Annotated in this window: 29 protein-coding genes and 1 tRNA gene; 19 read left to right on the plus strand and 11 right to left on the minus strand. The window is 58.7% G+C overall.

All coding sequences use genetic code 11. The annotated features are described in order from the left end of the window. Positions 1-52: 52 nt before the first annotated feature. Positions 53-724 carry a response regulator gene (locus tag PFAS1_RS18470; RefSeq protein ID WP_074874273.1) on the plus strand — a complete coding sequence of 224 codons (672 nt, stop codon included), beginning with the start codon at positions 53-55 and terminating at the stop codon, positions 722-724. Further along, on the plus strand, positions 717-2,102 hold the full coding sequence (locus PFAS1_RS18475; protein WP_074874274.1) for a sensor histidine kinase: 1,386 nt from the start codon (positions 717-719) through the stop codon (positions 2,100-2,102). Before PFAS1_RS18470 ends, PFAS1_RS18475 begins: the two co-directional genes overlap by 8 nt. 120 nt (positions 2,103-2,222) lie before the next feature. Here PFAS1_RS18475 and PFAS1_RS18480 read toward each other — a convergent pair whose 3' ends face one another. Together PFAS1_RS18480 and ygfZ are read right to left on the minus strand one after the other, a co-directional pair. Next, on the minus strand, positions 2,223-3,044 hold the full coding sequence (locus PFAS1_RS18480; protein ID WP_076030059.1) for an HDOD domain-containing protein: 822 nt from the start codon (positions 3,042-3,044) through the stop codon (positions 2,223-2,225). Between the two features lie 34 nt (positions 3,045-3,078). Then, positions 3,079-4,020, minus strand: coding sequence for a CAF17-like 4Fe-4S cluster assembly/insertion protein YgfZ (gene ygfZ, locus PFAS1_RS18485; RefSeq protein ID WP_076030060.1), 942 nt, complete (start codon positions 4,018-4,020; stop codon positions 3,079-3,081). A gap of 149 nt (positions 4,021-4,169) precedes the next feature. Here ygfZ and PFAS1_RS18490 point away from each other — a divergent pair, with 149 nt between their 5' ends. Next, positions 4,170-4,424: an FAD assembly factor SdhE gene (locus tag PFAS1_RS18490; protein ID WP_007944081.1), complete on the plus strand. Its 255-nt coding sequence runs from the start codon at positions 4,170-4,172 to the stop codon at positions 4,422-4,424. Then, positions 4,408-4,860: a protein YgfX gene (locus PFAS1_RS18495; protein ID WP_076030061.1), complete on the plus strand. Its 453-nt coding sequence runs from the start codon at positions 4,408-4,410 to the stop codon at positions 4,858-4,860. Before PFAS1_RS18490 ends, PFAS1_RS18495 begins: the two co-directional genes overlap by 17 nt. Here the strand turns inward: PFAS1_RS18495 and nadB are convergent. Then, on the minus strand, positions 4,829-6,445 hold the full coding sequence (gene nadB, locus PFAS1_RS18500; RefSeq protein ID WP_074874278.1) for an L-aspartate oxidase: 1,617 nt from the start codon (positions 6,443-6,445) through the stop codon (positions 4,829-4,831). The genes PFAS1_RS18495 and nadB overlap by 32 nt on opposite strands. A 560-nt stretch (positions 6,446-7,005) precedes the next feature. On the opposite strand from nadB, the gene rpoE reads away from it, so the two are divergent. The 4 genes from rpoE to PFAS1_RS18520 all read left to right on the plus strand — a co-directional run bounded on the left by rpoE (position 7,006) and on the right by PFAS1_RS18520 (position 10,779). Beyond that, positions 7,006-7,587, plus strand: coding sequence for an RNA polymerase sigma factor RpoE/AlgU (gene rpoE, locus PFAS1_RS18505; RefSeq protein ID WP_076030062.1), 582 nt, complete (start codon positions 7,006-7,008; stop codon positions 7,585-7,587). Between the two features lie 30 nt (positions 7,588-7,617). Then, complete coding sequence (locus PFAS1_RS18510) at positions 7,618-8,205, plus strand: sigma-E factor negative regulatory protein (protein WP_076030063.1); 588 nt, start codon at positions 7,618-7,620, stop codon at positions 8,203-8,205. A gap of 8 nt (positions 8,206-8,213) precedes the next feature. After that, positions 8,214-9,170, plus strand: a complete 957-nt coding sequence (locus PFAS1_RS18515) for a MucB/RseB C-terminal domain-containing protein (RefSeq protein WP_074874280.1) — start codon at positions 8,214-8,216, stop codon at positions 9,168-9,170. Between the two features lie 181 nt (positions 9,171-9,351). Then, positions 9,352-10,779: a DegQ family serine endoprotease gene (locus tag PFAS1_RS18520; RefSeq protein ID WP_076030064.1), complete on the plus strand. Its 1,428-nt coding sequence runs from the start codon at positions 9,352-9,354 to the stop codon at positions 10,777-10,779. Positions 10,780-10,857: 78 nt separating this feature from the next. On the opposite strand, the gene PFAS1_RS18525 is transcribed toward PFAS1_RS18520, so the two are convergent. Beyond that, positions 10,858-12,291 carry a M48 family metalloprotease gene (locus PFAS1_RS18525; RefSeq protein WP_076030065.1) on the minus strand — a complete coding sequence of 478 codons (1,434 nt, stop codon included), beginning with the start codon at positions 12,289-12,291 and terminating at the stop codon, positions 10,858-10,860. 98 nt (positions 12,292-12,389) lie between these two features. On the opposite strand from PFAS1_RS18525, the gene PFAS1_RS18530 reads away from it, so the two are divergent. Then, on the plus strand, positions 12,390-12,629 hold the full coding sequence (locus PFAS1_RS18530; RefSeq protein WP_076030066.1) for a sulfurtransferase TusA family protein: 240 nt from the start codon (positions 12,390-12,392) through the stop codon (positions 12,627-12,629). 31 nt (positions 12,630-12,660) lie between these two features. Then, complete coding sequence (locus tag PFAS1_RS18535; RefSeq protein WP_076030067.1) at positions 12,661-13,731, plus strand: AI-2E family transporter; 1,071 nt, start codon at positions 12,661-12,663, stop codon at positions 13,729-13,731. 141 nt (positions 13,732-13,872) lie between these two features. On the opposite strand, the gene PFAS1_RS18540 is transcribed toward PFAS1_RS18535, so the two are convergent. Together PFAS1_RS18540 and PFAS1_RS18545 are read right to left on the minus strand one after the other, a co-directional pair. Further along, positions 13,873-14,346 (minus strand): peroxiredoxin, encoded by a 474-nt coding sequence (locus PFAS1_RS18540; RefSeq protein ID WP_076030068.1) that lies wholly within the window; start codon positions 14,344-14,346, stop codon positions 13,873-13,875. A gap of 10 nt (positions 14,347-14,356) precedes the next feature. After that, complete coding sequence (locus tag PFAS1_RS18545) at positions 14,357-14,917, minus strand: glycine cleavage system transcriptional repressor (protein ID WP_046055714.1); 561 nt, start codon at positions 14,915-14,917, stop codon at positions 14,357-14,359. Between the two features lie 327 nt (positions 14,918-15,244). Here PFAS1_RS18545 and dapA point away from each other — a divergent pair, with 327 nt between their 5' ends. The 5 genes from dapA (at position 15,245) to PFAS1_RS18575 (ending at position 18,934) form a co-directional block, all read left to right on the plus strand. Beyond that, positions 15,245-16,123, plus strand: a complete 879-nt coding sequence (gene dapA / locus PFAS1_RS18555; RefSeq protein WP_074874285.1) for a 4-hydroxy-tetrahydrodipicolinate synthase — start codon at positions 15,245-15,247, stop codon at positions 16,121-16,123. Positions 16,124-16,140: 17 nt separating this feature from the next. Beyond that, complete coding sequence (gene bamC, locus PFAS1_RS18560) at positions 16,141-17,256, plus strand: outer membrane protein assembly factor BamC (RefSeq protein ID WP_074874286.1); 1,116 nt, start codon at positions 16,141-16,143, stop codon at positions 17,254-17,256. A gap of 4 nt (positions 17,257-17,260) precedes the next feature. Continuing rightward, positions 17,261-18,019, plus strand: a complete 759-nt coding sequence (locus PFAS1_RS18565) for an MBL fold metallo-hydrolase (protein ID WP_008153089.1) — start codon at positions 17,261-17,263, stop codon at positions 18,017-18,019. Between the two features lie 28 nt (positions 18,020-18,047). Then, entirely contained in the window at positions 18,048-18,761 is a 714-nt protein-coding gene (gene purC, locus PFAS1_RS18570; RefSeq protein WP_008034929.1) for a phosphoribosylaminoimidazolesuccinocarboxamide synthase, read from the plus strand. Positions 18,762-18,844: 83 nt separating this feature from the next. Next, positions 18,845-18,934 (plus strand) — tRNA-Ser (locus PFAS1_RS18575). A gap of 97 nt (positions 18,935-19,031) precedes the next feature. Here PFAS1_RS18575 and PFAS1_RS18580 read toward each other — a convergent pair. Beyond that, entirely contained in the window at positions 19,032-20,279 is a 1,248-nt protein-coding gene (locus PFAS1_RS18580; RefSeq protein ID WP_076030069.1) for an MFS transporter, read from the minus strand. 217 nt (positions 20,280-20,496) lie between these two features. On the opposite strand from PFAS1_RS18580, the gene PFAS1_RS18585 reads away from it, so the two are divergent. Continuing rightward, a complete protein-coding gene (locus tag PFAS1_RS18585; RefSeq protein ID WP_076030070.1) occupies positions 20,497-20,823 on the plus strand; it encodes a hypothetical protein in 327 nt (108 codons plus the stop codon). Between the two features lie 290 nt (positions 20,824-21,113). Beyond that, on the plus strand, positions 21,114-21,305 hold the full coding sequence (locus PFAS1_RS18590; RefSeq protein ID WP_074874292.1) for a YegP family protein: 192 nt from the start codon (positions 21,114-21,116) through the stop codon (positions 21,303-21,305). Between the two features lie 58 nt (positions 21,306-21,363). Here PFAS1_RS18590 and PFAS1_RS18595 read toward each other — a convergent pair whose 3' ends face one another. Next, entirely contained in the window at positions 21,364-21,570 is a 207-nt protein-coding gene (locus tag PFAS1_RS18595) for a hypothetical protein (RefSeq protein WP_076030071.1), read from the minus strand. Positions 21,571-21,803: 233 nt separating this feature from the next. Here PFAS1_RS18595 and PFAS1_RS18600 point away from each other — a divergent pair, with 233 nt between their 5' ends. Then, on the plus strand, positions 21,804-22,727 hold the full coding sequence (locus PFAS1_RS18600; RefSeq protein WP_076030072.1) for a LysR substrate-binding domain-containing protein: 924 nt from the start codon (positions 21,804-21,806) through the stop codon (positions 22,725-22,727). 57 nt (positions 22,728-22,784) lie between these two features. Continuing rightward, entirely contained in the window at positions 22,785-23,150 is a 366-nt protein-coding gene (locus PFAS1_RS18605) for a 5-carboxymethyl-2-hydroxymuconate Delta-isomerase (RefSeq protein WP_076030073.1), read from the plus strand. 3 nt (positions 23,151-23,153) lie between these two features. Here PFAS1_RS18605 and PFAS1_RS18610 read toward each other — a convergent pair whose 3' ends face one another. From PFAS1_RS18610 to PFAS1_RS18620, 3 genes are all read right to left on the minus strand, one after another. Then, positions 23,154-24,089, minus strand: coding sequence for a LysR family transcriptional regulator (locus PFAS1_RS18610; RefSeq protein ID WP_076030074.1), 936 nt, complete (start codon positions 24,087-24,089; stop codon positions 23,154-23,156). 132 nt (positions 24,090-24,221) lie between these two features. Further along, complete coding sequence (locus PFAS1_RS18615) at positions 24,222-25,139, minus strand: DMT family transporter (RefSeq protein ID WP_076030075.1); 918 nt, start codon at positions 25,137-25,139, stop codon at positions 24,222-24,224. A 16-nt stretch (positions 25,140-25,155) separates the two neighbouring features. After that, positions 25,156-26,340, minus strand: coding sequence for a cyanate transporter (locus PFAS1_RS18620; protein ID WP_076030076.1), 1,185 nt, complete (start codon positions 26,338-26,340; stop codon positions 25,156-25,158). Positions 26,341-26,543: the final 203 nt, after the last annotated feature.

The following is a 26,543-nucleotide window of genomic DNA, read 5'->3' on the forward strand; positions in this document are numbered from 1 at the left end:
AAACTCCGCGCCAAAGAATGGCGTCGGCCATCCCTGAATGAGGTAAGGATCCATGCGTGTTCTGCTCGTCGAAGACCATCTGCAGCTCGCCGAAAGTGTCGCCCAGGCGCTCAAGAGCACGGGGCTGACCGTGGATGTGCTGCACGACGGCGTGGCGGCCGACCTGGCGTTGAGCAGCGAGGAATACGCGGTGGCGATCCTCGACGTCGGCCTGCCGCGCATGGATGGTTTCGAAGTGCTGGCGCGCCTGCGAGCGCGGGGCAAGAACCTGCCGGTGTTGATGTTGACCGCCCGCAGCGACGTCAAGGATCGGGTCCATGGCCTGAACCTGGGCGCTGACGATTACCTGGCCAAACCTTTCGAACTGACCGAACTCGAAGCCCGGGTCAAAGCCTTGCTGCGCCGCAGTGTGCTCGGCGGCGAACGCTTGCAGCGCTGCGGCGTGCTGGCCTATGACCTGGACACCAGGCGCTTCACCCTCGGCGAAGAGTTGCTGACCCTGACCTCCCGCGAGCAGGCGGTGCTCGAAGCGCTGATCGCCCGTCCGGGCCGGGTGATGAGCAAGGAGCAATTGGCCTCGCAAGTCTTCGGACTGGACGAAGAGGCCAGCCCTGACGCCATCGAGATCTATGTCCATCGCCTGCGCAAAAAGCTCGACGGCCAACCGGTCGTCATCGTCACCTTCCGCGGTCTCGGCTACTTGCTGGAAAGCCGCGATGCATAAGCCCAGCAGCCTGCGTTGGCGGTTGCTGTGGAATCTGGCGTTGTTGCTGGTGGTGTTGATGCTGGCCAGTGGTTTGAGCGCTTACTGGAACGGTCGCGAAGCGGCCGACACCGCCTATGACCGGACCTTGCTGGCCTCGGCGCGGACCATTGCGGCGGGCGTCTCCCAGCGTGACGGTACGCTGAGCGCCGACGTGCCCTACGTGGCCCTCGACACCTTCGCCTACGACAGCGCGGGACGGATTTTTTACCTGGTCAATGACATCAATCAGAAGCTGATCTCCGGTTACGAAAACCTTCCGCCACCGCCGCCGGGAACGCCGCGCACCGATGATTACCCGGCGCTGGCGCGTTTCTATAACGCCAAGTACCAGGGGCAGAACGTCCGTGTGGTGAGCCTGCTCAAACCGGTGAGCGAGCCGAACATGAACGGCATGGCGGAAATCCGCGTGGCGGAAACCGATGAGGCGCGGGTCAGCATGGCCCGCAGCCTGGCGGCGGACACGTTGTTGCGTCTGGGCATGCTGGCGGTGGGTGCGTTGTTGTTGGTGTGGTTTGCGGTCAGCGCCGCGTTGCGTCCGCTGGAACGCTTGCGCACCGCGGTGGAAGAGCGTCAGCCGGACGATCTGCGGCCATTACCGTTAGTGGAAGTGCAGCACGAGTTGTGGCCCTTGGTGCGTGCGCTCAATCACTTTACCGAGCGCCTGCGCGGGCAGTTCGAGCGTCAGGCGCAGTTCATCGCCGATGCCGCCCATGAACTGCGTACTCCCCTGGCGGCGCTGAAGGCGCGACTGGAGCTGGGGTTGCGCTCGACCGAACCCGAAACCTGGCGCAGTACATTGGAAACCGTCGCCCAAGGCACGGACCGTTTGACCCACCTTGCCAATCAATTGCTCTCGCTGGCACGGGTCGAAAATGGCGCCCGGGCCATCGCCGAGGGCGGCGCGCAGTTACTTGACCTCAGTCAGTTGGCTCGCGAACTCGGCATGGCCATGGCGCCGCTGGCCCACGCACGTGGTGTGGCGCTGGCGCTGGAAGCGGATGAACCGGTGTGGTTACGCGGCGAGCCAACGCTGTTGAACGAACTGTTGAGCAATCTGGTGGATAACGCGCTGGCCCATACACCGTCGGGGGGCAACGTGATTCTTCGGGTCACGGCACCGGCCGTGCTGGAGGTCGAGGACGACGGCCCAGGCATTCCTCTTGAAGAACGCGATCGGGTCTTCGAGCGCTTTTACCGACGCAACCAGCAGGTGGCCGGTTCGGGGTTGGGGCTGGCGATTGTTGGCGAGATCTGCCGCGCACACCTGGCTCAAATCAGCCTGCACGATGGCGAGCAGGCGGGGTTGAAGGTGCGGGTCAGTTTTATCGCCGGGTAGGTTTGTAATGTCTGGACTGGCCTCATCGCGAGCAGGCTCGCTCCCACACTGAATCTTTGTAACACCGAAGTTCCCTGTGGGAGTGAGCCTGCTCGCGATGAGGCCGCTGCAATTCCTCGATCAGTAAAACATCGACCGCGACTCTTCCAGGTCGCGGCACATCGCCTCGTTCTCCGGATCAATTCCCAGCTTTTTAAACGCCGGCACGCTGAATGCATCGATACGGGCGAGAGGATGGTCGGTGTCCTTGTGGCAATACAGGCTGGCCACTTGCACCAGATCGACATAGTCGACCCGCTCTGACTGTCGATTGAAGTCCAGATAAAGCCCCGGCACCTGTACCAGCATCTCCGGAAACTCCCAGACCCTGAGCAGCTTGTCGCCGAGCAGTGGATGAATGTGGTCGATCACATGGTTGAGGCTGACCGGGTCAGCCAGCAGTTCATAGTGATCTTCGGCGTAGGTCAGGATCGGCAATACACCGATCTGATGCACCAGTCCGCCAAGGGCTGCCTGGTCGGGCTTGAGTTGCGTGTAGCGGCGGCACAATGCATAGCTGATCCCGGCGATTTCCAGGCTTTTGCGCCAGACATCGCGCATTTTGTGTTCCACCACCTCGGAGCGGGCATGGAAAATCTGTTCCATGACCAGGCCGATGGCCAGGTTGCTGCTGTAATTGATGCCCAGTCGAGTGATTGCCGTGTGCAGGTCAGTGACTTCCTGGGTCGCACGCAACAGCGGGCTATTGACCACCTTGATCAGACGCGCCGACAGCGCGGTATCGCGGCCGATCACTTTGCTCAGGGTGCTGACACTGATTTCCGGGTCTTCGGCGGCCTTGCGAATCTGCAGGGCCACTTCCGGTAACGTTGGCAGAACCAGGTCATCGTTATCGATGGCCTCAACCAAATCCTGTTGGACCTTTTCCGCCAGCTCGCTCATTTCGTTTCTCTAGGTATTGCGACAAATGCTGCTGTTAACGCTGGATTTCGCGATCGCGATCCAGTTCGTAAGGCAGGTCGAGCAGGTGCAGGGCTGGCCCTTCGAGCGCGTCCAGATGGATATCACCTCCTTCTGCTGCTTCGGCTTGCAGCACGGCCAGGAGTTCAATGTTTTGCCCGGCGTTAGCGGCCAGCACCACTTCGCCGATAGAGCTGCCGTGGGTAGGGGAAAACAATTGGGTGCCAGGTTCAGGCAACTCGTTGGCGTCCAGTGCCAGGCGATACAAGCGACGCTTGAGTTTGCCCAGATACTGCATGCGCGCGACGATTTCCTGGCCGGTGTAGCAACCTTTCTTGAAGCTCACGCCTCCCACGGCTTGGAGGTTGAGCATCTGCGGGATGAACAACTCGCGAGTGCTCGGCATGACCTGACCGATCCCGGCGCGAATCTGGCCCAGCAGCCATTGATTCAGAGCGCCTTCGGTCAATACGGCGGACAGCTTGCCCTTGATAAGGTCGGCCTGGTCGGCTTTGATCCAGAGTTCGGCGCGTTCCGGCGAGACGCGAATGGCGATCAGGCCGTCATTGCGCGCGACGCTATCGGTGTCAGCAGGAAGATCAAGACCGAGGCTGATCAGTGCCGCATCGCCATGGTCGATGCCGAAGCGGACCCAGGCTGCGCTTTCGTCGGTCAGTTTGGATTTGGAAAATACGGCGTACTTTTTCAGGTCCGCCAGCTGCGGTTCCAGCAGTTCGCTGGCCATGGCCATCAGAACGCCATCGCCTTCGAGCAGGATGCGGAAACTCGACTGCATCCGGCCTTTCTGCGTGCAGCGGGCGCCGAGGCTGGCCTGGGTGTCACTCAGGTAATTGAGGTTGCAGGTCAATTGGCCTTGCAGGAATTTGCCGGCATCCGCGCCGCGTACTGCGAGAACGCCTTCGTGAGACAGGGTGCAGAAAAAAGCAGAATCGGCCATGGGTCATCGCAGGGTAAAGAGTCTGGGGGACATCATAAGGGGGCGCTCTTGAAATGGGTAGTTCACAAAGGTTCATTGGTGGCCGACCAAAGCCGAGTGTTCGACTGCGCCTGGGGCTGTATACTTGCCGCCTATTTGAGGAGCGCTCCATGGTCGAAGATGTTGAACTGAATCGCCTCTACTGGCACAGCCGCCGCGGCATGCTTGAGCTTGACGTGTTGCTGGTACCGTTCGTGAAAGAGGTCTATCCGCACCTCAATGATGTCGACCGCGATTGCTACCGCAAGCTGCTCGAATGCGAAGATCAGGACATGTTCGGCTGGTTCATGGAGCGCGCCGAATCGGAAGATCCGGAGCTTCAGCGCATGGTTCGCATGATTCTGGATCGTGTCCAGCCCAAGTAATGCGTTCGAATGCCGCTGGCATGCCTCACGGCAATTGCTGGCGGCGTATCTTCTGGCCCAGCTGTTCGCGCTGGGCTCGCTGTGTCTTCTCTCTCTCCCGGTCTGGGCCAGTCTGCTCGGCGCTTTTTGCTGTCTGGCTCACGGCGCCTGGGCGTTACCGCGACAGATTCTGCTGACACACCCAAGGGCATTTCGCGGCTTGCGTCGCAATGCCGATGGCTGGCAGTTGTGGAATCAGGAGGCGGGTTGGCAATCGGTGCAGCTACGACCGGACAGCCTGGCGCTACCTTTGCTGGTTGTGCTGCGTTTTCGCCTGCGGGGTGAACGACGGGGCAGGGCGATTTGTGTGCCCCGTGACTCGCAGGCGGCGGATCTGCATCGGCGCCTGCGGGTTCGGTTGACGTTCAGTCGACGTAGGTGGGCGGCACCAGAATAGTGTCCAGGGCAATCGGCAGCATGTTCGGGTAGTCGAGGGTGTAATGCAGGCCGCGACTCTCCTTGCGTTCCATGGCTGACTGGATCATCAGTTCGGCCACTTGGGCCAGGTTACGCAGTTCGATCAAGTCCCGACTGACCTTGTAGTTACTGTAGAACTCGTCGATTTCATCCAGCAACAGACGCACGCGGTGCTGTGCCCGTTGCAAGCGCTTGTTGGTGCGCACAATGCCGACGTAGTCCCACATGAATCGCCGCAGTTCGTCCCAGTTGTGCGCAATGATCACGTCCTCATCGGAGTCGGTGACCTGGCTCGCATCCCAGACGGGCAGGGCAACCGGAATCGAAACCTGCGGCAGCTGCTCAAGAATGTCCGCCGCCGCCGAGCGCGCGTAAACGAAACACTCCAGTAACGAGTTGCTGGCCATGCGGTTGGCACCGTGCAGGCCGGTGAAGCTGGTTTCGCCAATGGCATATAGCCCGGGCACGTCGGTGCGACCCTGCTGATCGACCATCACGCCGCCGCACGTGTAGTGCGCCGCCGGCACCACTGGAATCGGTTGTTTGGTGATGTCGATGGAGAATTCGAGGCAGCGTTCGTACACCGTCGGGAAGTGAGTCTTGATGAACGCTTCCGGTTTGTGGCTGATGTCCAGATAGACACAATCGACGCCCAGGCGCTTCATTTCATGGTCGATGGCCCGGGCGACAATGTCGCGTGGGGCCAGCTCGGCGCGAGGGTCGAAGCGTTGCATGAAGCGTTCGCCGTTGGGCAGCTTCAGGTGTGCGCCTTCGCCGCGCAGGGCTTCGGTGATCAGGAAGCTCTTGGCTTGCGGGTGATACAGGCAAGTGGGATGGAACTGGTTGAATTCCAGATTCGCCACCCGGCAGCCCGAACGCCAGGCCATGGCAATGCCATCACCGCAGGCGCCGTCGGGGTTGCTGGTATAGAGATAGACCTTTGCTGCGCCGCCCGATGCGAGGATCACAAAGCGAGCGGCGTAGGTGTCGACTTCACCGGTCCCGCGATTGAGGACGTAGGCGCCAAGGCAGCGATCACCTTCAAGGCCCAGGCGCTTTTCGGTGATCAGGTCGACCGCAACCCGTTGCTCCAGCAGTTCGATGTTCGGTCGTTGCCTGGCCTTGTCGAGCAAGGTTCTGAAAATCGCTGCGCCGGTGGCATCGGCGGCATGGATGATGCGCCGATGGCTGTGACCGCCCTCGCGGGTCAGGTGGAACTCGAATCCGCCATCTTCGGTGCCGGATTGTTCATCGCGCGTGAAGGGCACACCTTGGTCGATCAGCCATTGAATCGCCTCTTTACTGTGCTCGACGGTAAAGCGCACGGCGTCTTCGTGGCACAGGCCACCGCCAGCGTTGAGGGTGTCATCGACATGTGATTCAACGGTGTCGGTGTCATCCAGGACGGCTGCGACGCCACCCTGAGCCCAGAAAGTCGAGCCATTGGCGAGATCGCCTTTGCTCAATACGGCGATGCGCAAATGACCGGGCAAGGTCAGCGCAAGGCTCAAGCCGGCAGCACCGCTGCCAATTACCAGAACATCGTGTTGAAACTGTTGGCTCATTTCAGGATTCCGCTCAAAGCGACCCGGGTCGGGGTTGGCGCAAGACACCTGGATCGGCGAGTCAAGACAGCCACACAGCCCTCTAGTATATAGAGAGGGGGAGCGGCACAATAGCGAGCACACATGGCATAGTGAAACTACTGTGACAGCAAATACCTGACGTTTCGTCGGATGGTTTTTCGGCTGTCTCGGCGACAAGACGACTGTATCAGCGATTTAACAGTCTTTTTCTCTTCGCGGTTGCACAATGTCGGTCTTGCGCAGCTATAAATATTTGGAACTTTTGCCAAAGGCCCGGGCTCAATAGACCGTTGCCTGATTCAAGGGACAGTATCGGCTTCAACGCGGGATCTGTGATTTTTGATCCGTGTCGGTGAATCCGATGACAAGATTATTCGCGCAGCCGGGTTAACCCGCGCTGCGCTTTTCGTGCGTGCCAAATCAGAGCCCGCAGGAAACTTGCTTGGAGGGGGAGAACTTTTGCGAAAAGCCCGAGTCTATGTTTGCAAGTCTGGTCGTTTAGTTATGCAAGCCTCCTCCGAGTTTATCGAGGAGTGTTCATGCTAACCCAGGAAGAGGATCAGCAGCTGGTCGAGCGCGTTCAACGCGGCGACAAGCGAGCTTTCGATCTGCTAGTGCTGAAATACCAGCACAAAATTCTCGGGTTGATCGTGCGTTTCGTGCACGACACCCATGAAGCCCAGGATGTGGCGCAGGAAGCCTTTATCAAGGCGTACCGTGCACTTGGAAATTTTCGCGGAGACAGCGCGTTTTATACGTGGCTTTACCGCATCGCCATCAACACGGCGAAAAACTATCTGGTTTCACGCGGCCGTCGGCCGCCGGATAGCGATGTCAGTTCCGAGGATGCAGAGTTCTACGATGGCGATCATGGCCTCAAGGATCTCGAGTCGCCAGAACGTGCATTGCTGCGGGATGAGATCGAAGGCACCGTCCATCGAACCATTCAGCAACTGCCAGAAGATTTGCGTACGGCTTTAACTTTACGTGAATTCGATGGTCTGAGTTACGAGGACATTGCGGCGGTCATGCAGTGTCCGGTGGGTACCGTGCGCTCCCGGATTTTCCGCGCTCGGGAAGCCATCGATAAAGCCCTGCAGCCGTTGTTGCAGGGAAACTGAGACAGCGGCGACAGCCAAGAGAGGAACGCCATGAGTCGTGAAGCCCTGCAGGAATCGCTGTCCGCAGTGATGGATAACGAAGCGGACGAATTGGAATTGCGTCGGGTATTGAATGCCTTTGACGATGTTGAAACCCGTGATACCTGGGCTCGTTATCAAATCGCTCGGGCAGTTATGCACAAGGATTTGCTGCTTCCACGTCTGGATATCGCTGCGGCAGTCTCTGCTGCGCTGGCTGACGAAGCCGTACCTGCAAAAGCCACCCGTGGACCATGGCGCAGCCTGGGTCGCCTGGCGGTCGCTGCTTCGGTAACCCTCGCCGTACTGGCAGGTGTTCGTCTGTATAACCAGGACGAGATTGCTGGGGTCGAACTGGCTCAACAATCCAGTCAACCAGGTCTGGCCGTTCCTCAGGTCAAGGGTCCAGCTGTATTAGCAGGCTACAATGAGAGTTCGGACGCCACTGGCCCTATGGCCAACGGCGTATTGCAAGGTCAGCCAGGCTGGCACGACCAGCGTCTGCCAGGCTACTTGCGCCAACATGCTCAACAGGCTGCACTGAAAGGTACTGAGAGCGCTCTGCCTTACGCTCGTGCAGCAAGTCTGGAAAACCGTTAAGGAGGATCATGCGCGCCATCCCTCTACTTACGCTTCTGCTCGGTGGCTGGTTTGTTGTTCCAGCCCATGCTGATGAAGCCCAGGACTGGTTGACCCGTCTGGGCCAAGCCGAGCAACAGCAAAGCTTTCACGGTACATTCGTCTACGAGCGTAGCGGTAGTTTCTCTACCCACAACATTTGGCACCTCGTCCAGGATGGCAAGGTCCGCGAGCGTTTACTCCAGCTCGACGGCTCGGCACAGGAAGTCGTGCGCATTGATGGACGTACTCAATGCGTCAGCGGCATTCTGATCGCAGGACTCGGAGATTCCCCCAGCTCCGCTGCTCGTGCACTCGATCCACAAAAGCTCAAGAATTGGTACGACCTTGCCGTCATTGGCAAGTCGCGTGTGGCTGGGCGTGCGGCAGTAATCGTTTCACTGAAACCTCGTGATCAACATCGCTACGGTTTTGAATTGCATCTGGATAAAGAAACCGGCCTGCCTCTCAAATCATTGCTTCTGAATGAACGTGGGCAGTTGCTGGAGCGATTCCAGTTCACACGACTGGATACCGCCGATGTTCCTTCCGACCGCGACTTGCAGCCTGGCCCCGATTGCAAAACCATCGCCCTCGACAGTGACAAGGCCTCTGCAATCAAGTCCGCGCAAGTATGGCGTTCGGACTGGTTACCACCAGGTTTCGAGCTGGCCAGCAGTACTTCCCGCAAAGATCCAGAGACCAAAACCCAAGTCAACAGTCTGATGTATGACGATGGTCTGGCCCGTTTCTCGGTTTTCCTTGAGCCGTTGAATGGCGCAACAATTACCGACACTCGCACCCAGTTGGGGCCGACCGCTGCAGTTTCCCGACGCTTGACTACCCCGCAAGGCGAGATGATGGTGACCGTGGTCGGTGAAATTCCGATAGGCACCGCCGAACGGATTGCGCTGTCCATGCGCAGCGACGCCACTGCAACCAAGTAGCGAGCTGAAATCGAAATGTTTGGTGAGCATTTCAACTTGCAAATATCCCCGAATTTTTTTATAGGTCAGAGCCTCTCGGCTCTGGCCTTGTTTGTTGTTCCCGGAACAAAAATACCGGCGTATCGTTCCCGGTGTTCCTTGCTCCATATCGCTTAACCATGCTCGTCGTAACGGGAGCCGTATGTCGATACCACGCTTGAAATCTTATCTTTCTATTTTTGCCACTGTGCTGGTGCTGGGCCAGGCGGTCGCTGTTCAGGCGGTCGAGTTGCCTGACTTCACTCAGTTGGTCGAGCAGGCCTCGCCCGCGGTGGTAAACATCAGTACCACGCAGAAGCTGCCGGATCGCAGAGTGAACGAGCAGATGCCCGACCTTGAAGGCTTGCCGCCCATGTTGCGCGAGTTCTTCGAGCGCGGTATGCCGCCACAGCCGCGTACGCCACGCGGTGATCGTCAGCGTGAAGCCCAATCCCTGGGTTCGGGTTTCATCATCTCGTCTGATGGCTACATCCTGACCAACAACCATGTGATTGCCGATGCAGACGAGATCCTCGTTCGCCTCGCTGACCGCAGCGAACTGAAAGCCAAGCTGGTAGGCACCGATCCGCGCTCCGACGTGGCCCTGCTGAAAATCGAAGGCAAGGATCTGCCAGTCCTCAAGCTCGGCAAATCCCAGGACCTGAAGGCCGGCCAATGGGTCGTGGCGATTGGCTCGCCATTCGGTTTCGACCACACCGTGACCCAAGGGATCGTCAGCGCCGTTGGTCGCAGCCTGCCGAACGAAAACTATGTGCCGTTCATCCAGACCGACGTGCCGATCAACCCGGGCAACTCTGGGGGGCCGCTGTTCAACCTGGCCGGTGAAGTGGTCGGCATCAACTCGCAGATCTACACCCGATCAGGCGGCTTCATGGGCGTGTCGTTCGCGATCCCGATCGACGTAGCCATGGACGTTTCCAATCAGCTTAAAAGCGGTGGCAAAGTCAGCCGTGGCTGGTTGGGTGTGGTGATTCAGGAAGTGAACAAGGATCTGGCCGAGTCGTTCGGCCTGGAGAAGCCAGCCGGCGCGCTGGTGGCTCAGATCCAGGACGACGGTCCGGCTGCCAAGGGTGGCCTGCAGGTAGGGGATGTGATTCTGACCATGAACGGTCAACCGATCGTCATGTCCGCCGATCTGCCACACCTGGTGGGCGCGCTGAAGGCCGGCTCGAAAGCTGATCTGGAAGTGATTCGTGACGGTAAGCGCAAGAATGTCGAGTTGACTGTCGGCGCTATTCCGGAAGAAGGCAAAGAGCTGGATTCGCTGCCGAAATCTACCACCGAGCGCAGCAGCAATCGACTGGGTGTTTCCGTGGTAGAGCTGACGGATGAACAGAAGAAAACCTACGACCTCAAAGGCGGCGTCGTGATCAAGGAAGTCCAGAGCGGACCTGCTTCACTGATTGGCCTGCAGCCAGGCGATGTGATCACTCACCTGAATAACCAGGCAATCGGTTCCGCCAAGGAGTTCACGGATATTGCCAAGGCGTTGCCGAAGAATCGCTCGGTGTCGATGCGGGTTCTGCGTCAAGGTCGCGCCAGTTTCATTACCTTCAAACTGGCTGAATAATCCGGTTGTTGGCTAAATAAAAAACCGCCTCGAAAGAGGCGGTTTTTTTGTGCCTGTCTTTTTTGTTTGAAAGGCAGATCAGCCCATCATGTCCTTGATCATGCGTTCCTGTTCCATCAGCTCTCGTTGCCGTGCATCGATACGCGATGACAGCGGGAAGTTGGTGCCTGCCTTGCGCTTGGCGAAGTCCAGTTGCTGAATGGCCTGGCGGTAATCCCCGACCAGGGCGAAATACTCGGCGCGGGCCTGATGCAGGCCGATGATGTTGCCTGACAGACCGCGAGTCTCGGCCACCATGTACCAGACGTCCGGATCGTCAGGACGGCTCTTGAGCAGATTCTCCAGTGCTTTTTCCGCATCAGGCGCACGGTTCTGTTTGAGCAGCAGGTCAACACGCACCGAATTCAGCGGATAGTTGCCGGGATACTGCGTCAACATTCGGTCAACCCGAGCCTGGGCGTCCGGCAGACGATTGTTGGTGAGGTCCAGATCGACCTGCGCCAGGTTGTAGATGATCTCGTTCGGCGATTTGGCCAGAAGCCCCTTGAGGTTTTCTCGTGCTTCATTCAACTGGCCGCCCTTGATCTGGGCGATGGCCAGGCCATAGCGAGCGACATCATTTTTCGGATTTTCTTCAAGCTGGGCACGAAAGCGTTTGGCGCCCAGGCCTGGGGTTTCTTCATAGATCAACTGGACCCGTGCACGAATCAGCTGATAGCGCATAGAGTCTTCGATGCCGCCGGGTTTTGCCTGTTCGGCACGGTTGCGCGTGTCAGCGATCCGCGACTCGGTCACCGGGTGAGTCAGCAGAAATTCCGGTGGCTTGGCGTCGAAGCGGTATTGGCGCGCCAATCGCTCGAACATGGTCGGCATCGACCGCGGGTCGTAACCGGCCTTTTCCAGGTTGAGGATGCCAATGCGGTCAGCTTCCTGTTCGTTCTGGCGAGAGAAACGCCGCTGTTCCTGAATGGCTGCCGCCTGAGTGCCCGCAATGGCCGCGATCCCGGCATCGCCGGCGCCGGCTGCGGCAATCACGATCCCGGCCAGCAGCGCGGCCATCATCGGCACCTGCATGCGCTGTTGTGCTTCGACGCCACGGGCGAAGTGGCGCTGCGACAAGTGAGCCAATTCGTGAGCGAGTACCGAGGCATATTCACCTTCGGTCTGGGCATTGAGAAACAGGCCGCCGTTGACCCCGACAATGCCGCCTGGTGCGGCGAAGGCGTTGAGTTGCGGGCTGTTGATCAGGATGAACTCCAGGCGCCGGTCATTGACCTGGCTGGTCTCTACCAGCCTGTAGACACTGGATTCGACGTAGTCCTTGAGCTGTGGATCGTTGAGCTGCGAAACCTGGCTGCGCAACAGCGCCAGCCAGGCGCGGCCCAACTGATGTTCCTGTTGCGGCGAGACAATGGCAGAACTGGCGTCACCGAGTGACGGCAGGTCGTCGGCGAAGCCCGGTGAGGCGAGCAGGCAAGCGAGCGTCAGCAGGGAAGGGCGCAAAAAAGTCATGCACAAAGCCTTAGTCGACAAAGACCTTACTGTAGCCGGACACTACGCTTCGGACCAGATATTCTAGCCGCTCGACCACCTGCCCCCGGAGTGATGCAATGACCGACGCTGTAGCCCATGACGCCGAGCTCGACGCCAGCGGCCTGAATTGCCCCTTGCCGTTGCTCAAGGCCAAGATGGAACTCAATCGACTGGCCAGCGGCGCAGTGCTGAAGATAATTGCCACCGATGCGGGCTCGCAGCGCGACTTCCGCACCTTTGCCCGATTGGCCGGTCATACCCTGCTTCGTGAAGAAGATGACGCGGGTGTTTACCGCTACTGGTTGAAAAAAGCCTGAATTCTACTGCGTTCGTTTCTAAGGAATATTGATGTTCAAAGTGTTACGCGACTGGATTCAGCGCTACTTCTCCGATGAAGAGGCCGTGGTGCTGGCGGTTCTGCTGTTTCTGGCGTTTACCGCCGTACTGACGCTGGGCGGCATGCTTGCGCCAGTGCTGGCCGGGATGGTGCTGGCGTATCTGATGCAAGGGTTGGTCGTCAATCTCGAACGCCTGCGCATGCCGGGCGGGGTGGCGGTGGGATTGGTCTTTGCGTTGTTCATGGGGCTGTTGCTGGTGTTCATCGTGATTGTGGTGCCGTTGCTCTGGCATCAGTTGATTACGCTGTTCAACGAGTTACCCGGCATGCTCGCCAAATGGCAGTCGCTGTTATTGCTGCTGCCCGAGCGCTATCCGCATCTGGTGTCCGATGAGCAGGTGCTGCAGGCCATCGAAGTGGCGCGGGGCGAGATCGGCAAGTTCGGTCAGTGGGCGCTGACGTTCTCGCTGTCGAGTCTGCCGTTGCTGGTGAACATCATGATCTACCTGGTGCTGGTGCCGATCCTGGTGTTTTTCTTTCTCAAGGACCGGGAGATGATCGGTCAGTGGGTGCGGGGTTACTTGCCCCGTGAGCGGGCGCTGATTACCCGCGTCGCTCATGAAATGAATCGGCAGATCGCCAATTACATTCGCGGCAAGGTCATCGAGATTTTCATTTGCGGTGGCGTGACCTACATAGGTTTTGTGGTTATGGGCCTCAACTACGCGGCGCTGCTGGCATTGCTGGTGGGCGTGTCGGTGGTGGTGCCTTATGTCGGGGCCGTGGTGGTGACCGTGCCGGTCATGCTGATTGCGCTGTTCCAGTGGGGCTGGAGCGATCAGTTCATCTATTTGATGGCGGTCTACGGAATCATCCAGGTGCTGGACGGCAACGTGCTGGTGCCGCTGTTGTTCTCGGAAGCGGTCAATCTGCATCCGGTGGCGATCATCTGCGCGGTGCTGTTGTTTGGCGGGCTGTGGGGCTTTTGGGGTGTGTTCTTTGCGATTCCGCTAGCAACCTTGTTCAAGGCCGTACTGGATGCGTGGCCGCGCAAAGAGCCTGTGGTGGCGCCGTTGCTTTAACTGCGAACAATGAATGTGCGATGGGAGCCGGGCCTCATCGCGAGCAGGCTCGCTCCCACATTCAACCGCGTTTGTCTGGACAACTCGGTCAACTGTGGGAGCGGGCTTGCTCGCGAAGGCGTCCTGTCAGGCGCAAAAAACCTAAGCCTTGTTCAACGCCTGAGCCGCAGCCAGAACAGCATCCACATGCCCCGGCACCTTCACACCACGCCATTCCTGACGCAGCACACCGTCCTTGTCGATCAGGAACGTGCTGCGATCAACGCCCATATATTCCTTGCCATAGAGCTTTTTCAGCTTGATCACGTCGAACTGCTGGCAGAGCGCCTCTTCCTTGTCGCTGATCAGCTCGAAGGTGAACGCCTGCTTGGCCTTGAAATTTTCGTGTGATTTCAGGCTGTCGCGAGACACGCCAAAGACTTCGGTGTTGGCGGCTTTAAAGGCGTCGAGCTGGTCACGAAAGCCCTGGCCTTGAGTGGTGCAGCCTGGCGTGCTGTCCTTTGGATAGAAGTAGATCACCACCTGCTTGCCTTTGAGGTTCGCGAGGTTGACGGTCTGCCCGTTGGTGGCGGGTGCTTCGAAGTCGGCAACCGGTTGGTCGATGGCAACGGCCATGAAAGCTTCCTTACATTGGGTTTTGTGGGCGCCACGGTTCGATCAGGGCATCCAGGTTCAGCGCGTCGGCGAAATCCAGGAACTGATCGCGCAGCCAGCTGATCTGCACGCCGGCCGGCAAGGTCACGGTAAACGTGGCATTGAGCATGGTGCCGCCGGTTTGCGGAGCCTGATAGGTGTCGCAGGTCAGGTTTTCCAGTTCGACGTTGTGGTCCATGAAGAACTGGCACAGCTCGTTGATGATGTCCGAACGGTAAGCCGAGCTGACATAAGCGACGTATGGCAGGGCTTGAGGACGATTCTCCAGCGCCGCGCTACGCACTACGTTGACCGTAAAGGCGTGCTTCTTGGCGAGGCTCGACAGGCTGCCTTCGAGGCGCGCCAGGGCGTCCCAGCTGCCGGAGATCTCGAGGATCAACGCACTGCACTCGCCATGACGCGTCAGGCGAGAGGTGACCACGGCACAGCGGTTTTCATGGCTGGCGCGGCACAGGACGTTAGTCAGCTCCATGGGGTTGGCGCCGAGGGCACTGATGACAAGGAATTGTTCGCGAACTGTGGGGGTGGACATGCAGCATTCCTAAAGCGATGAGCGGTCGGTACGACCAAGGGCTTTTTTCCGGGAACGAGCCTGCGGATGCGAATTCAGAAAACCCGAGCCACAAGGTTGCAACATGCTCCAGTGAGGCAGGAGCGAGGGGCGGCAACGCTGGATCGGGGCTTGTGATGCCGAAAATGGAGGCTGGAACCCGGCGTACGAGCTTATCAGTACCGATCAAAGTCTGAAGGGTAGCGAAAAGCAGCGCCAAGGGGAATGGCAGCAGCGCAGTACTTCGCTTGTACAAGCATCTTGGCGCCAGTACCATTACCGCTCTCTTTTTCCGGCAGGAGCGGTTTCATGATTGCGGGCAGTATGGTGGCACTGGTCACACCCATGGATGCACAAGGGCGTCTTGACTGGGACAGCCTCAGCAAACTCGTGGACTTCCATCTTGAAAACGGCACCCATGCCATTGTCGCGGTCGGTACTACCGGCGAGTCGGCAACCCTCGATGTAGACGAACACATCGCGGTCATCAAGGCCGTGGTCAAGCAGGTCAATGGTCGTATTCCGGTCATTGCCGGTACCGGCGCCAACTCGACCCGCGAAGCCGTGGAACTGACCCGCAACGCCAAAGAGGCCGGCGCCGACGCCTGCCTGCTCGTCGTTCCGTACTACAACAAGCCGACCCAGGAAGGCTTGTACCTGCACTTCAAGCACATTGCCGAAGCGGTCGACATCCCACAGATCCTCTATAACGTTCCTGGCCGCACCTCCTGCGACATGCAGGCCGAGACCGTGATTCGCCTGTCCACTGTGCCGAACATCATCGGTATCAAGGAAGCTACCGGCGACATGAAGCGTGCCAAGGCAATCCTTGATGGCGTGAGCAAGGACTTCATCGTGCTGTCCGGCGATGATCCGACCGCTGTCGAGCTGATCCTGATGGGCGGCAAGGGCAACATCTCCGTCACCGCCAACGTCGCCCCGCGCGAAATGGCCGACCTGTGCGAGGCGGCGCTCAAGGGCGACGCCGAGACTGCACGGGCAATCAACGAAAAATTGATGCCGCTGCACAAGGATCTGTTCATCGAAGCCAACCCGATTCCGGTGAAGTGGGCTTTGGTCGAAATGGGCCTGATGCACGAAGGCATTCGCCTGCCGCTGACCTGGCTGAGCGCACCTTGTCATGAAACGCTTCGCACGGCCCTGCGCCAGTGCGGCGTCCTGGTTTAATTGAGGAAGTACTACGCATGAAGCGATTGGCCGGACTTTCCGCACTTGCCTTGATCATCTCCAGCACCAGTGGCTGTGGATGGGTCTGGGGCCCGGAAGGTTATTTCCGTGACCGCGGTAGCGATTACCTGGAAGCGCAACAGACTGCACCCATGCAACTGCCGCCGGATGTCAGCACCGCCAAACGTCTGGATCCGCTGTTGCCGATCCCGCGCAACGTGGCCGATGACTCCGTCAAGGGCGAGTACATCGTTCCTCGTCCGCAACCGTTGTCGGCAGCGGCTGACGCCAGCGCCTACTCGCTGCAAAAGACCGGTGATTCGCGTTGGATCGTCGCTCAGAACCCGCCGGCCGAAGCCTGGCCAGTGGCCGTGCAGTTCTTCCAGGACAACGGTTTCCGTCTGGACGAACAGCGTCCGCAAACCGGCGAATTCACCACCACCTGGCAGCATTCCGACGAGCTGTCCGCAGCGATGGCCAAGCGCCTGAGCGCAGCCGGTGTCGGCGCTGACAGCGAAACCCGCGTGCGGGTCCGCATCGAGCCAGGCGTGCAGCGCAACACCAGCGAAATCTACGTGGTCAGCGCCGAGCGTCCTGCCGGTAGCACCGCCGACGTGGCCTTCACCAACCGTTCGGTCAACACTGGCCTGGACGCGGCACTGGTCGACGACATGCTCGCAAGCATGAGCCGCACTTCGGAGAAGGGCGGTTCGGTCTCCATGCTGGCTTCGCGTGACGCCGATACGCCAAGTCGTGTCAGCCTGAGCGAAGATGGCAGCGGTAACCCTGTCCTGAACGTCGGCACCGACCTGGATCGTGCCTGGTCGAGCGTCGGTCGTGCGTTGGAACAGGGCGAGTGGCGCGTTGAAGACATCAACCGCAGCCTGGGTCTGTACTACATCAACCTGGCCGAAAAAGCCGAGAAGAAGGACGAGAAGCCAGGTTTCTTCAGTGGTCTGTTCGGCAGCAAGCCGGACAAGGAAGAAGTTGAAGCCCGTGCCGAGCGTTATCAGGTTCGCCTGAGCAAGGTTGGCGAAAACGTCCAGGTCACCGTCGAGAAAAACATCAACACCGTGGCGCCGGCAGATGTGGCGCGCAAGGTATTGAGCGTGATTCAGGACAATCTGGGCTGATCACATGCGTTTTGCCGTTCTCGGCAGCGGTAGCCAAGGGAACGGCACGCTGATAGCCAGCGCTGACACGTATGTGCTGGTGGATTGTGGTTTCTCCCTGCGGGAAACCGAAAAACGCCTGCTGCGCCTGGGTGTGAACCCTGCGCAGCTGAGCGCGATACTTGTGACCCACGAACATGCCGACCACGTGCATGGCGTGGGTTTGCTGTCTCGGCGCTACAATCTGCCTGTCTACCTCAGTCGCGGTACCCTGCGCGGGATGCGCAAACCGATTGAACCGGCTGGCCTACTGGCCGGCGGCGAGCAACTGCAGATCGGCGCACTGAGCATCGGCGTCATTGCCGTGGCCCATGATGCACAGGAACCGACGCAATACGTCTTCAGTGACGGTGAGCGGCGTTTCGGCCTGTTGACCGACCTGGGCTCGTATTGCAACAAGGTGCTGGACGGTTATCGGGACCTCGATGCGTTGATGATCGAGTCCAACCATTGCCGTGACATGCTGGCTCGCGGTCACTATCCGTACTTTCTCAAGCAGCGGGTAGGCGGTGAGCTGGGGCATTTGAACAACCATCAGGCGGCATTCCTGGTGTCCGAGTTGGGCTGGCAAGGCCTGCAACACCTGGTCCTGGCCCATCTGAGCAGCAAGAACAACCTGCCGCAGCTGGCCCGGCAATGTTTTGTCGACACCCTCGGGTGCGACCCGGACTGGCTGCAACTGGCCGATCAAGATTCAGGGCTCGACTGGCGACACATCGCCTAGCCCACCTACTTAGCAAGCGGAGCCCATCATGGAAAAACGTGAAGAACTCTACCGCGGCAAAGCCAAATCGGTTTTCAAGACCGACGACGCTGACCGCTTGATCCTGCTGTTTCGCAACGACACTTCGGCGTTCGACGGCAAGCGCATCGAGCAGCTCGACCGCAAAGGCATGGTGAACAACAAGTTCAACGCCTTCATCATGCAGAAACTCGAAGCAGCCGGCGTGCCGACCCAATTCGACAAACTGCTGGGCGACAATGAATGCCTGGTGAAGAAGCTCGACATGATCCCGGTCGAGTGCGTCGTGCGTAACTACGCCGCCGGCAGCCTGGTCAAGCGCCTGGGCGTTGAAGAGGGCATGAAGCTCAACCCTTACACCTTCGAACTGTTCCTGAAGGACGACGCCAAGGGCGACCCGTTCATCAACGAATCCCACGTCGTGGCTTTCGGTTGGGGCACCGCCGAGCAACTGGTTCGCATGAAAGAACTGTCGCTCAAGGTCAACGAAGTCCTGAGCAAACTGTTCGACGACGCCGGCCTGCTGCTGGTCGACTTCAAACTGGAATTCGGCGTGTTCTCCGACGGCTCCATCGTCCTGGGCGACGAATTCAGCCCGGACGGCTGCCGCCTGTGGGACAAGGCCACCGGCAAGAAAATGGACAAGGACCGCTTCCGTCAGGGCCTCGGTGACGTCATCGAAGCCTACGAAGAAGTCGCCAATCGTCTGGGCGTACCGCTTTAATCGACGCAAGCATCTGATAGCACGGAAAAATTTCGCTTAGGGGGTTCGCTTCCGGCGAAAGTGTTGTTATGATGCGCGCCGTTGGAGAGATGCCAGAGTGGCCGAATGGGACGGATTCGAAATCCGTTGTACCTTCACCGGTACCTAGGGTTCGAATCCCTATCTCTCCGCCATTATTGAACAAGACTAAGCCCCTGAAATTGTTAAAGATTTCAGGGGCTTTTTCGTTTCTGGCGTTTCGTTTAGGGCAAATTTGCAGCCTGCTCTTTCCTATCGAACCAGAACTCTCGTCTTGATCACCCACAATCCCAACAAAGTCAGAACAGCAAAGCCGCCACCCATCAGGAAAGTGGCTTGGAAGCCTATCGTGTCCCACAGCGCTCCAGCGATGACGCTGGCCAGCAGCAAGGCCAATCCGGTTAACAGATTGAACATGCCAAATGCCGTTCCGCGCAATTCAGCCGGTGCGCAATCGGCGATCAGGGCGGCGAATATCCCTTGGGTAAAACCCATGTGCAGGCCCCATAGAACGACGCCGACGACCAGGCCTTCGATACCCGGCGCGAACGCCAGGGTCAGGTCGGCAGCAATCAGCAAAATCAGACCTGCGCCGAGCACCGCCACGCGGCTGACACGATCAGACAAGGCCCCGGCGGGATAGGCTGACAGTGAGTAGGCCACTCCCATCAGAACAAGCACCGCTGGCGCCCACATCGGCGCGAGCCCGACGGACTGGCCGCGCAGTATCAGAAAGGCTTCGCTGAAACGCGCCAGGGTGAACACCGCAGCGACACCCACCACCCACCAATAGCCAGCGCCCAGTCGGGCTAATTCCCGCCGGCTCAAAGGCGCACGCACCCGACGCGTTCCTTCCGCTTGTTTGGGCTCGTGAACGAACACCAGCAGCACTGCGACGGCAAGGAAGGCCGGAATGACGGCGACCCAGAACACAGTCTGGAAGTGGTTCGCGGTCAGCCACATCAATCCGATCGCCAGCAACGGTCCCAGGAAAGCACCCACGGTATCCAGAGTTTGCCGCAGGCCGAAAGCTGCCCCCCGTATCGCGGGCGGTGTGATGTCGGCCACCAATGCATCGCGCGGGGCGCCGCGAATACCTTTGCCAATGCGGTCGATAAAGCGAGCCCCGATCAGCCAGTCCAGCGAGCCCGCCAAAGGAAAGATCGGTTTGGACAGTGCCCCCAGGCCATAGCCCAACGCCGCGAGCAGTTTGCGCTTGCCCAATCGATCGCTGAGTGCCCCGGAGAATACCTTGGTGATCGAGGCCGTAGCCTCGGCAATACCTTCGATGAGACCCACCGCCAAGACGGAGGTCCCGAGCACGGTGACCATATAGAGCGGCAACAAGGCATGGATCATCTCTGAGGAGATATCCATCAGCATCGAGACGAAGCCCAACGCCCAGATGCCGCCAGGCATGGTGCGCCAGGCATTGGCAGTTGACGTCTTCTCGGCTGGCGCAATAACCGAAGTGCCATCCGACTTGTCCGTGGTTTTCATCATGAGCCTCGTAAGTCTGTTTGGCATAAGCATCTGATAGCGCGTCGTACCCCCGCAGCCGCGTTGCCGCTAACTCCGCCAAGATACGCTGGATCGATGAGTGATTTCGATCAGACAGTTGCGCCGAGCTCACATCAGCATTTTCTGGTTTTCGGTGTAACTCTGGTCATTAGCTATCATGCAATACAGGGCAAATCACCGGATGTCGGGGGGATGCATGAACAGATGGCGACGGTTTTGGGTGTTTGTGAAGCTGGTGGCCGCATTCACGGCATGCCTGACCGTTGCCGTTCAGGCTTTTAGCTACATGTTGGAAAGCCCCGATGCAGCGCAGGTGCACCCGTTGAGCATTTTGGTGGTTGGACTGATCTTTGGTTTCATCACCTATGGAATCCTTTCACTGATTGAAAGGGCTGTGCGGGGTTTACTGCCCCATCCTGACCCGGCTCAGCCTCAAGCAGAATTTAAAGAAGTTGACGTGCTGATGGAAGAACAACCTTTGGCCTTGTCAGCTGACGATTCTTCCCAACAGAAAAATCAGTGAACAATCTGTAAGGCATGTATTACCGGGCGATCATCAAGGGTTCGAATCAGCGTTTTTACGTCGGACCAGGCAGTATCGCAGCGTAAGAAAAATATGCCTTTTCAAGGGAAAAGTTACTCAGCGCAGTCACCCAATTTACCGCCCCCCGAATCTATTGGTTGTCCCGTCAATCAAGGCTGTATCTGCGAAACATTCCCTGACATTGAAAGACCCTGCTGCAAAAAAACCTCATCTACTCTCGTTTCGCAGATCACTGATCTGCCGTCATCAGCAATCGCAAGGAGCGAGCAATGTATTTTGAGATTTACAGGCAAACCCGTGGCACCGCACAGACCGGCAAAGGTCAATGGCGATGGCGTTTGAGGGCGGGTAACCATGAAACGATTGCCAGCGGGGAGGCTTACGTCAACAAGTCTGATTGTGTGCATGCCATCAGCTTGATCAAAGGGACTCACGATCAGACGCCGGTCAAGGAAATCTAGTCTTCAGACGGTGAAGCTGCTCAGTCAGAGCAGCTTTGTTTTGATCGAGTGGCTTTCCTTATGGTTGTGAATGCCCCAGTTTTCGTTTGATCAGGTCGTAGACATCCTTGTGGGTGGAGTTGTGCAGGGAATTATCCTTGCAGGCCGACTTGAGGAACGTTTTAACCTCGTCCTTTGCGTGTGGGTAAAGGCCGGCGACGTAATCGGCTTCATGGTCCTGGGTGCAGTTGAAATGTTTGTCGTCTTTCGCTTTATCTCTAGCCATGATTAGGCTCCCTTGAGTTCAAATGGATGTCGATAGCCAGGGCCGATTTGCCCCAAACGTTGCTGAGCTTAGTGGCGCAAGCGAGTCCCGCCATACGAGCAACGAAATCAGGAACGGGATGTAGGATTGGTCGGGGGTCTGCATTTTCGTTAAACGAAATGTGCTTGAGTCGCATAGACGCCGATTGCGACAGCTACCTAAACTGCCTTCGGATTTGGGAGCGGGGTCAGTGGATGAATCGTAACGAACTACGCAAGGCCGACATCAACCTGATGGTGGTGTTTGAAACGCTGATGCTCGAGCGCAACGTCACCCGGGTGGCGGAAAAATTGTTTCTCGGCCAGCCAACCATCAGTTCGGCGCTCAATCGCTTGCGCACATTGTTCAACGACCCGCTGTTCATTCGCGTCGGCCATCGTATGGAACCGACGGCGCGGGCCGAGGAGATTATTCTGCACCTGTCGCCGGCGCTGGATTCGTTATCGGTGGCATTGAGCCTGACCCATGATTTCGACCCCACCAGCAGCACCATGACCTTTCGTATCGGGCTGTCGGACGATGTCGAGTTTGGCCTGCTGCCGCCATTGCTGCGTGCCTTGCGCCAGGAAGCACCCAAGGTGGTGTTCGTGGTGCAGCATGTCGATTACTGGCGGATTCCGGACTTGCTGGCGTCGGGCGATATCACCGTTGGTATCAGCCAGACTCGCGGGCTGCCTGCCAATGCCAAGCGCAAATTGTTACGGCACATCCTGCCCAACATTTTGCGCGCGGATGCATCGGACACACCGCTAACGCTGGATGAGTATTGCGCGCGACCGCACGTACTGGTTTCCCACACCGCCAATGTCAGTGGCTACGCCGATGAGTGGCTGGCGGAGATTGGTCGCACGCGCCACGTGGTCCTGTCCGTGCCGCAATACAGCTCGTTGCCGGCCTTGCTGGCCGGGACCGATCTGATTGCCAGTCTGCCGGACTACGCCGCCGAAGCGATGGCCGCGTCCGGCCAGCTGTTCAAGGAACCGTTCCCGTTCAAGACGCCTACTCTGGACCTCTCGATGGTCTGGCTCAGCCATGTCGATACCGACCCGGCCGAGCGCTGGTTGAGGTCACGGCTGGAGGCGTTCATGAGTGAGCGCGCGGTTTTACCGCCCGAGTGAGTAGGGCGATGCTGTGATATATGTACGATCTTTCTGCCCACTTTCAGGAGCTCAGTCATGCCTCACCTGCACATGGAATACACCGCCAACCTGCCCGAGCTCAATGCTGACGTGGCGTTGATCCGACTCAACAATGCGTTGGTGGCTTCCGGTCAGTTTGCTGCCGAATACGACATCAAGAGCCGAGCGGTGAAGGTTGAGACGTTCAAGGTCGGCACGTTGTCAGGTGAGCGAGCCTTTGTGCACGTGAAACTGGCGCTGTTGAGCGGTCGTTCGCCACAGATCAAGCAGCAGTTGTCCGAAAGTTTGCTGGCTGTGGTGCAGGAGCTATGTGAATGGCCGACGGGCATTGAAGTCCAGCTGGCCGTCGAAATCCTCGACATTGATCGAGAGTCTTACACCAAGATTGCCATCAGCCACTGAGTTTCAGGCCATTTCCTGCTCGGTGCAGGCCTTGACCACTTGCTCGCGCAGCCAGGTGTTGGCGCTGTCCTGATCGACATTCTGGCTCCACTGCATGTCGAGGCTGAATCCCGGCAAGCCGTTGGGCGCTTCGCAATGTTTGAAGATCGCGTCGTTGGCCAGCAATTGCTGGATACGCCGAGGCAGGGTCAGGATGAAGTCGGTGCCGGTGATCATCTTCAGTGCCGCGCTGTAGCTGTTGGAGCGCGCGACGATCTGGCGTTTTTGCGCCTGCTGCGCCAACCAGCCGTCAACCATGTTGGTGCTGGACGTCCAAGGTGTCGGGAACACGTGCCGGCGTTCAACAAAGGCTTGCAGGCTTAAACGCCGCTCCGGTGGTGAGGCACGTTTATCGAAGACACAGACCAGGTCGTCCTCCAGCAGCATCCGGGATTTGAAATCGCCGTGACTGCGATGAAAGTTCGGGCCGAAGCAAATCACCAGGTCCAGGCTGCCATCGCGCAGTTCTTCGGCCGGAATGTCGGTTTCGAACTTGTGCATGTTGACCATCACTGGAAGGTCGGCGAGATCGAAGCTTTTCAACAGGCGCGGCAGGATCAACTGCTCGAAGTATTCCGGTGCGCAGATATTGAAGGTGACGGGTTGCAGGGTTGGATCGAATGCTGGCGCACCGGCGTGACACAGGTTGATGCTTTCCAGGATCTTCAGCACGTGGGTGTACATGGTGCTGGCTTTGTAGGTGGGACGCATACCCGCTCGGGTATTGATGAACAGTTCGTCTTCGAAACTGGTGCGCAGCTTTTTCAGGCAGTAACTCACGGTGGACTGGCTGACGCAGAGCGCCTCGGATACACCGGTGACGCTGCTTTGCTCATACACGGCGATAAACACCATGAGGTCCTGCATATCGAGCTTTCTAAGCAAGTTACTGTTCAACATCCGTTTCGTCTCGCTGTGCTCCTTGCGCTGACTGTGCGCAAACTTGTGCGACAGATCCTAACGGAACGATGGTGCCAGGAGAATGCCTTGTAGGCTTTTTCATGGAAAGTTGTGGGGCAATTCCAGCGGTCTTCAGCCCTGAACGGCTGCAGGCGCCCCGCGGCGACTGGACATCAGCAAGGCCCACATACCGATTCCGACCAGCAGCGCGCCGATGATTTCCAGCGGCAGTGGCGGCTGACGGAACCAGAACCAGTGAAAAACGGTGAGGAGCAGCGTGCTCAGGTAAATGTAGGAAATGACCGAGGAAGGGGCGATAACGCCGATGGCCCGATGCAGCAGCCAGAAGGTCGCCAGCGTGGCGAACACCGCCAGGTAAACCAGCCACCAGAAATCGTTCACGGTCAGCAATGACGCAGATCGCCAGCCGCCGCTGAATCCGCAGAATGCCAGCAGAAACAACGCGCCGAACAGCATGTTCCAGAAAGTCATGCCCACCGGGCCGCGCCCCTTGAGACTGCGGGCCTTGAGTCGTTGACTCAGGGGCGAGTAAAGCGCCATCGCCACGCAACCGACGCCATACACCGACACTGCATACAGCGATGGCAGCTCACCAGGGTCTGCGCCTTTCAACACCAGCAACACGGCCCCGGCAGCGGCCATCAGCATCGGCAGCACCCGCTGTTTCAGGTGGCTGTCGGGCATCAAAACCGCTTCGAACAGCAATGTCAGCAGTGGCACCAAGGTGAACATCGTTCCGGTGTTGACGGCCGAGGTGTAGCGCAACGCCTCGAACAGCGAGCCGAAATACGCCGCCAGCAGCAAGCCGAGCACGGCATGGCCGAACAGTCCGCGGACGGTCATGGCGCTATCGCCCTTGAACAGCAACAGCGGCAAAAACACCAAGGCGCAGAACAGCAGGCGCAAACCGGTCAGCAGGATCGGGTCGATGGCCTGGCTGACCTGTGCTGCCGCCGAGAACGATGCAGCGATCAACAGTGCCCAGAGCAACATGCCGAGGTGAGCGGCGGCGAAGCCAGTGTGTTTCATGATGTGGGTTCCCGGGTCAGCGAATGTGTTGGGCGTAATGCCGCGGATCGAAGCGCAAGACCATCAGGACCATCACTGCCATGACGCCGGTCAGTGACCACCAGGCCCATTCGAAGCTGCCGAGCTGGTCGCGGATCATCCCGGCAATCAGCGGCGAGAGACCGGCGATCAGGTAGCCGATGCCTTGCACGAACGCAGTCAGGCCACCGGCACGCTGGGGATTGTCCAGATGATCCAGGGACACGATCAGGCTCATCGGGAACAGACCGCCGATGCCAAGCCCCAGCAGACAGGGCCACAACAGAGTCAGGTGTTGCGGGCTGAGAACAAGCCCGCAGAAACCGGCCATGATCAGCGCCAGCAACACCACCAGCACCACGCGCCGGTCACGGCTGCGGTTGGCGATGGCCGGTGTCAGCAGGCCGGACAACACTTCCATGGCGGTCAGGAAGCCCAGCAGCAACCCGGCGTTTTGTTCGCTCCAACCTTTTTCCACGTAGTACGGCGCCAGCCAGGCCAGCACACAGGTGTAGGACGCAGTACCCAGGCCGAAGAAGATTGCGAGCAGCCAGGCGCGGGAATTGCCGAAGAACGACCCATTGCGCTGCGCCTGAGCAGGCTGCGCCGGCAGCCTTTCACGTTGCACGCACCAAAACAGCAGCGCTACCAGCGCCAGCGCCGCCCAGATCGCCAGGCCCACACGCCAGCTGCCAGTGCGGATCATCACCAGCGGCGCAAACGACGCCGCAATCGCTGCGCCGCCCATGATCGATGTGACGTAGAGCCCCATGCACACGGAAACGTTGTCGCTGAAACGGGATTTGATCAGCGCCGGTATCAATGCCTGGATCAGCGCGATACCGATACCCGCCAGCACGGCGCTGAGGATCAGTTCGGCCGCGGAATCGAGGAATAACCGCGACACCGTGGCCACGCCGATGATCAGCAGCGAGAGCACCACGGTGCGTTGTTCGCCGATTCGTTGGCTGACGCCCAGCCCAAAGAACATCGCCAGCCCCATTGCCATCACTGGCAGCATGGTCAACAACGAGGCCAGGCTGAAACTGAGCGCAATGTCACCGCGAATCGCCGACAGCAAAGGACCGACGGCGGCCATGGAAGGCCGCAGGTTCAGGGCGACAAGAATGATGCTAAACATCAGCCAGACGGCGGGGCGGGAGATTGCGCGAACGTTTTCCATCTATCGGACCTTGAATGACAAGGCGCCGATTAGGCGCGCGAGGCGTGCGGGCGGCAAATCAGAAAGTCCCAAGCAGTATTTAGAAATTAAATAACACTGCCGCGAAACAGCATCCTTGTGAGAGCGGGCTTGCTCGCGAAGGCGGCGTGTCAGCCACATGAGTATCGACTGACACACCGCTTTCGCGAGCAAGCCCGCTCCCA

The sequence above is a fragment of the Pseudomonas frederiksbergensis genome (assembly GCF_001952935.1).
Lineage (GTDB): Bacteria > Pseudomonadota > Gammaproteobacteria > Pseudomonadales > Pseudomonadaceae > Aquipseudomonas > Aquipseudomonas frederiksbergensis.

Excerpts from the sequence above, each read along its gene's own strand:
- PFAS1_RS18590 (WP_074874292.1), top strand. The coding sequence starts at position 21,114 with ATGTATTTTGAGATTTACAGGCAAACCCGTGGCACCGCACAGACCGGC.
- PFAS1_RS18520 (WP_076030064.1), top strand. The coding sequence starts at position 9,352 with ATGTCGATACCACGCTTGAAATCTTATCTTTCTATTTTTGCCACTGTG.
- PFAS1_RS18615 (WP_076030075.1), bottom strand. The coding sequence starts at position 25,139 with ATGAAACACACTGGCTTCGCCGCCGCTCACCTCGGCATGTTGCTCTGG.
- purC (WP_008034929.1), top strand. The coding sequence starts at position 18,048 with ATGGAAAAACGTGAAGAACTCTACCGCGGCAAAGCCAAATCGGTTTTC.
- PFAS1_RS18490 (WP_007944081.1), top strand. The coding sequence starts at position 4,170 with ATGGTCGAAGATGTTGAACTGAATCGCCTCTACTGGCACAGCCGCCGC.
- PFAS1_RS18530 (WP_076030066.1), top strand. The coding sequence starts at position 12,390 with ATGACCGACGCTGTAGCCCATGACGCCGAGCTCGACGCCAGCGGCCTG.
- PFAS1_RS18470 (WP_074874273.1), top strand. The coding sequence starts at position 53 with ATGCGTGTTCTGCTCGTCGAAGACCATCTGCAGCTCGCCGAAAGTGTC.
- PFAS1_RS18585 (WP_076030070.1), top strand. The coding sequence starts at position 20,497 with ATGAACAGATGGCGACGGTTTTGGGTGTTTGTGAAGCTGGTGGCCGCA.
- PFAS1_RS18580 (WP_076030069.1), bottom strand. The coding sequence starts at position 20,279 with ATGAAAACCACGGACAAGTCGGATGGCACTTCGGTTATTGCGCCAGCC.
- PFAS1_RS18510 (WP_076030063.1), top strand. The coding sequence starts at position 7,618 with ATGAGTCGTGAAGCCCTGCAGGAATCGCTGTCCGCAGTGATGGATAAC.
- PFAS1_RS18595 (WP_076030071.1), bottom strand. The coding sequence starts at position 21,570 with ATGGCTAGAGATAAAGCGAAAGACGACAAACATTTCAACTGCACCCAG.
- PFAS1_RS18600 (WP_076030072.1), top strand. The coding sequence starts at position 21,804 with ATGAATCGTAACGAACTACGCAAGGCCGACATCAACCTGATGGTGGTG.
- nadB (WP_074874278.1), bottom strand. The coding sequence starts at position 6,445 with ATGAGCCAACAGTTTCAACACGATGTTCTGGTAATTGGCAGCGGTGCT.
- PFAS1_RS18535 (WP_076030067.1), top strand. The coding sequence starts at position 12,661 with ATGTTCAAAGTGTTACGCGACTGGATTCAGCGCTACTTCTCCGATGAA.
- PFAS1_RS18545 (WP_046055714.1), bottom strand. The coding sequence starts at position 14,917 with ATGTCCACCCCCACAGTTCGCGAACAATTCCTTGTCATCAGTGCCCTC.
- PFAS1_RS18565 (WP_008153089.1), top strand. The coding sequence starts at position 17,261 with ATGCGTTTTGCCGTTCTCGGCAGCGGTAGCCAAGGGAACGGCACGCTG.
- PFAS1_RS18540 (WP_076030068.1), bottom strand. The coding sequence starts at position 14,346 with ATGGCCGTTGCCATCGACCAACCGGTTGCCGACTTCGAAGCACCCGCC.
- rpoE (WP_076030062.1), top strand. The coding sequence starts at position 7,006 with ATGCTAACCCAGGAAGAGGATCAGCAGCTGGTCGAGCGCGTTCAACGC.
- PFAS1_RS18605 (WP_076030073.1), top strand. The coding sequence starts at position 22,785 with ATGCCTCACCTGCACATGGAATACACCGCCAACCTGCCCGAGCTCAAT.
- PFAS1_RS18480 (WP_076030059.1), bottom strand. The coding sequence starts at position 3,044 with ATGAGCGAGCTGGCGGAAAAGGTCCAACAGGATTTGGTTGAGGCCATC.
- PFAS1_RS18610 (WP_076030074.1), bottom strand. The coding sequence starts at position 24,089 with ATGTTGAACAGTAACTTGCTTAGAAAGCTCGATATGCAGGACCTCATG.
- PFAS1_RS18475 (WP_074874274.1), top strand. The coding sequence starts at position 717 with ATGCATAAGCCCAGCAGCCTGCGTTGGCGGTTGCTGTGGAATCTGGCG.
- bamC (WP_074874286.1), top strand. The coding sequence starts at position 16,141 with ATGAAGCGATTGGCCGGACTTTCCGCACTTGCCTTGATCATCTCCAGC.
- PFAS1_RS18515 (WP_074874280.1), top strand. The coding sequence starts at position 8,214 with ATGCGCGCCATCCCTCTACTTACGCTTCTGCTCGGTGGCTGGTTTGTT.
- dapA (WP_074874285.1), top strand. The coding sequence starts at position 15,245 with ATGATTGCGGGCAGTATGGTGGCACTGGTCACACCCATGGATGCACAA.
- ygfZ (WP_076030060.1), bottom strand. The coding sequence starts at position 4,020 with ATGGCCGATTCTGCTTTTTTCTGCACCCTGTCTCACGAAGGCGTTCTC.
- PFAS1_RS18620 (WP_076030076.1), bottom strand. The coding sequence starts at position 26,340 with ATGGAAAACGTTCGCGCAATCTCCCGCCCCGCCGTCTGGCTGATGTTT.
- PFAS1_RS18525 (WP_076030065.1), bottom strand. The coding sequence starts at position 12,291 with ATGACTTTTTTGCGCCCTTCCCTGCTGACGCTCGCTTGCCTGCTCGCC.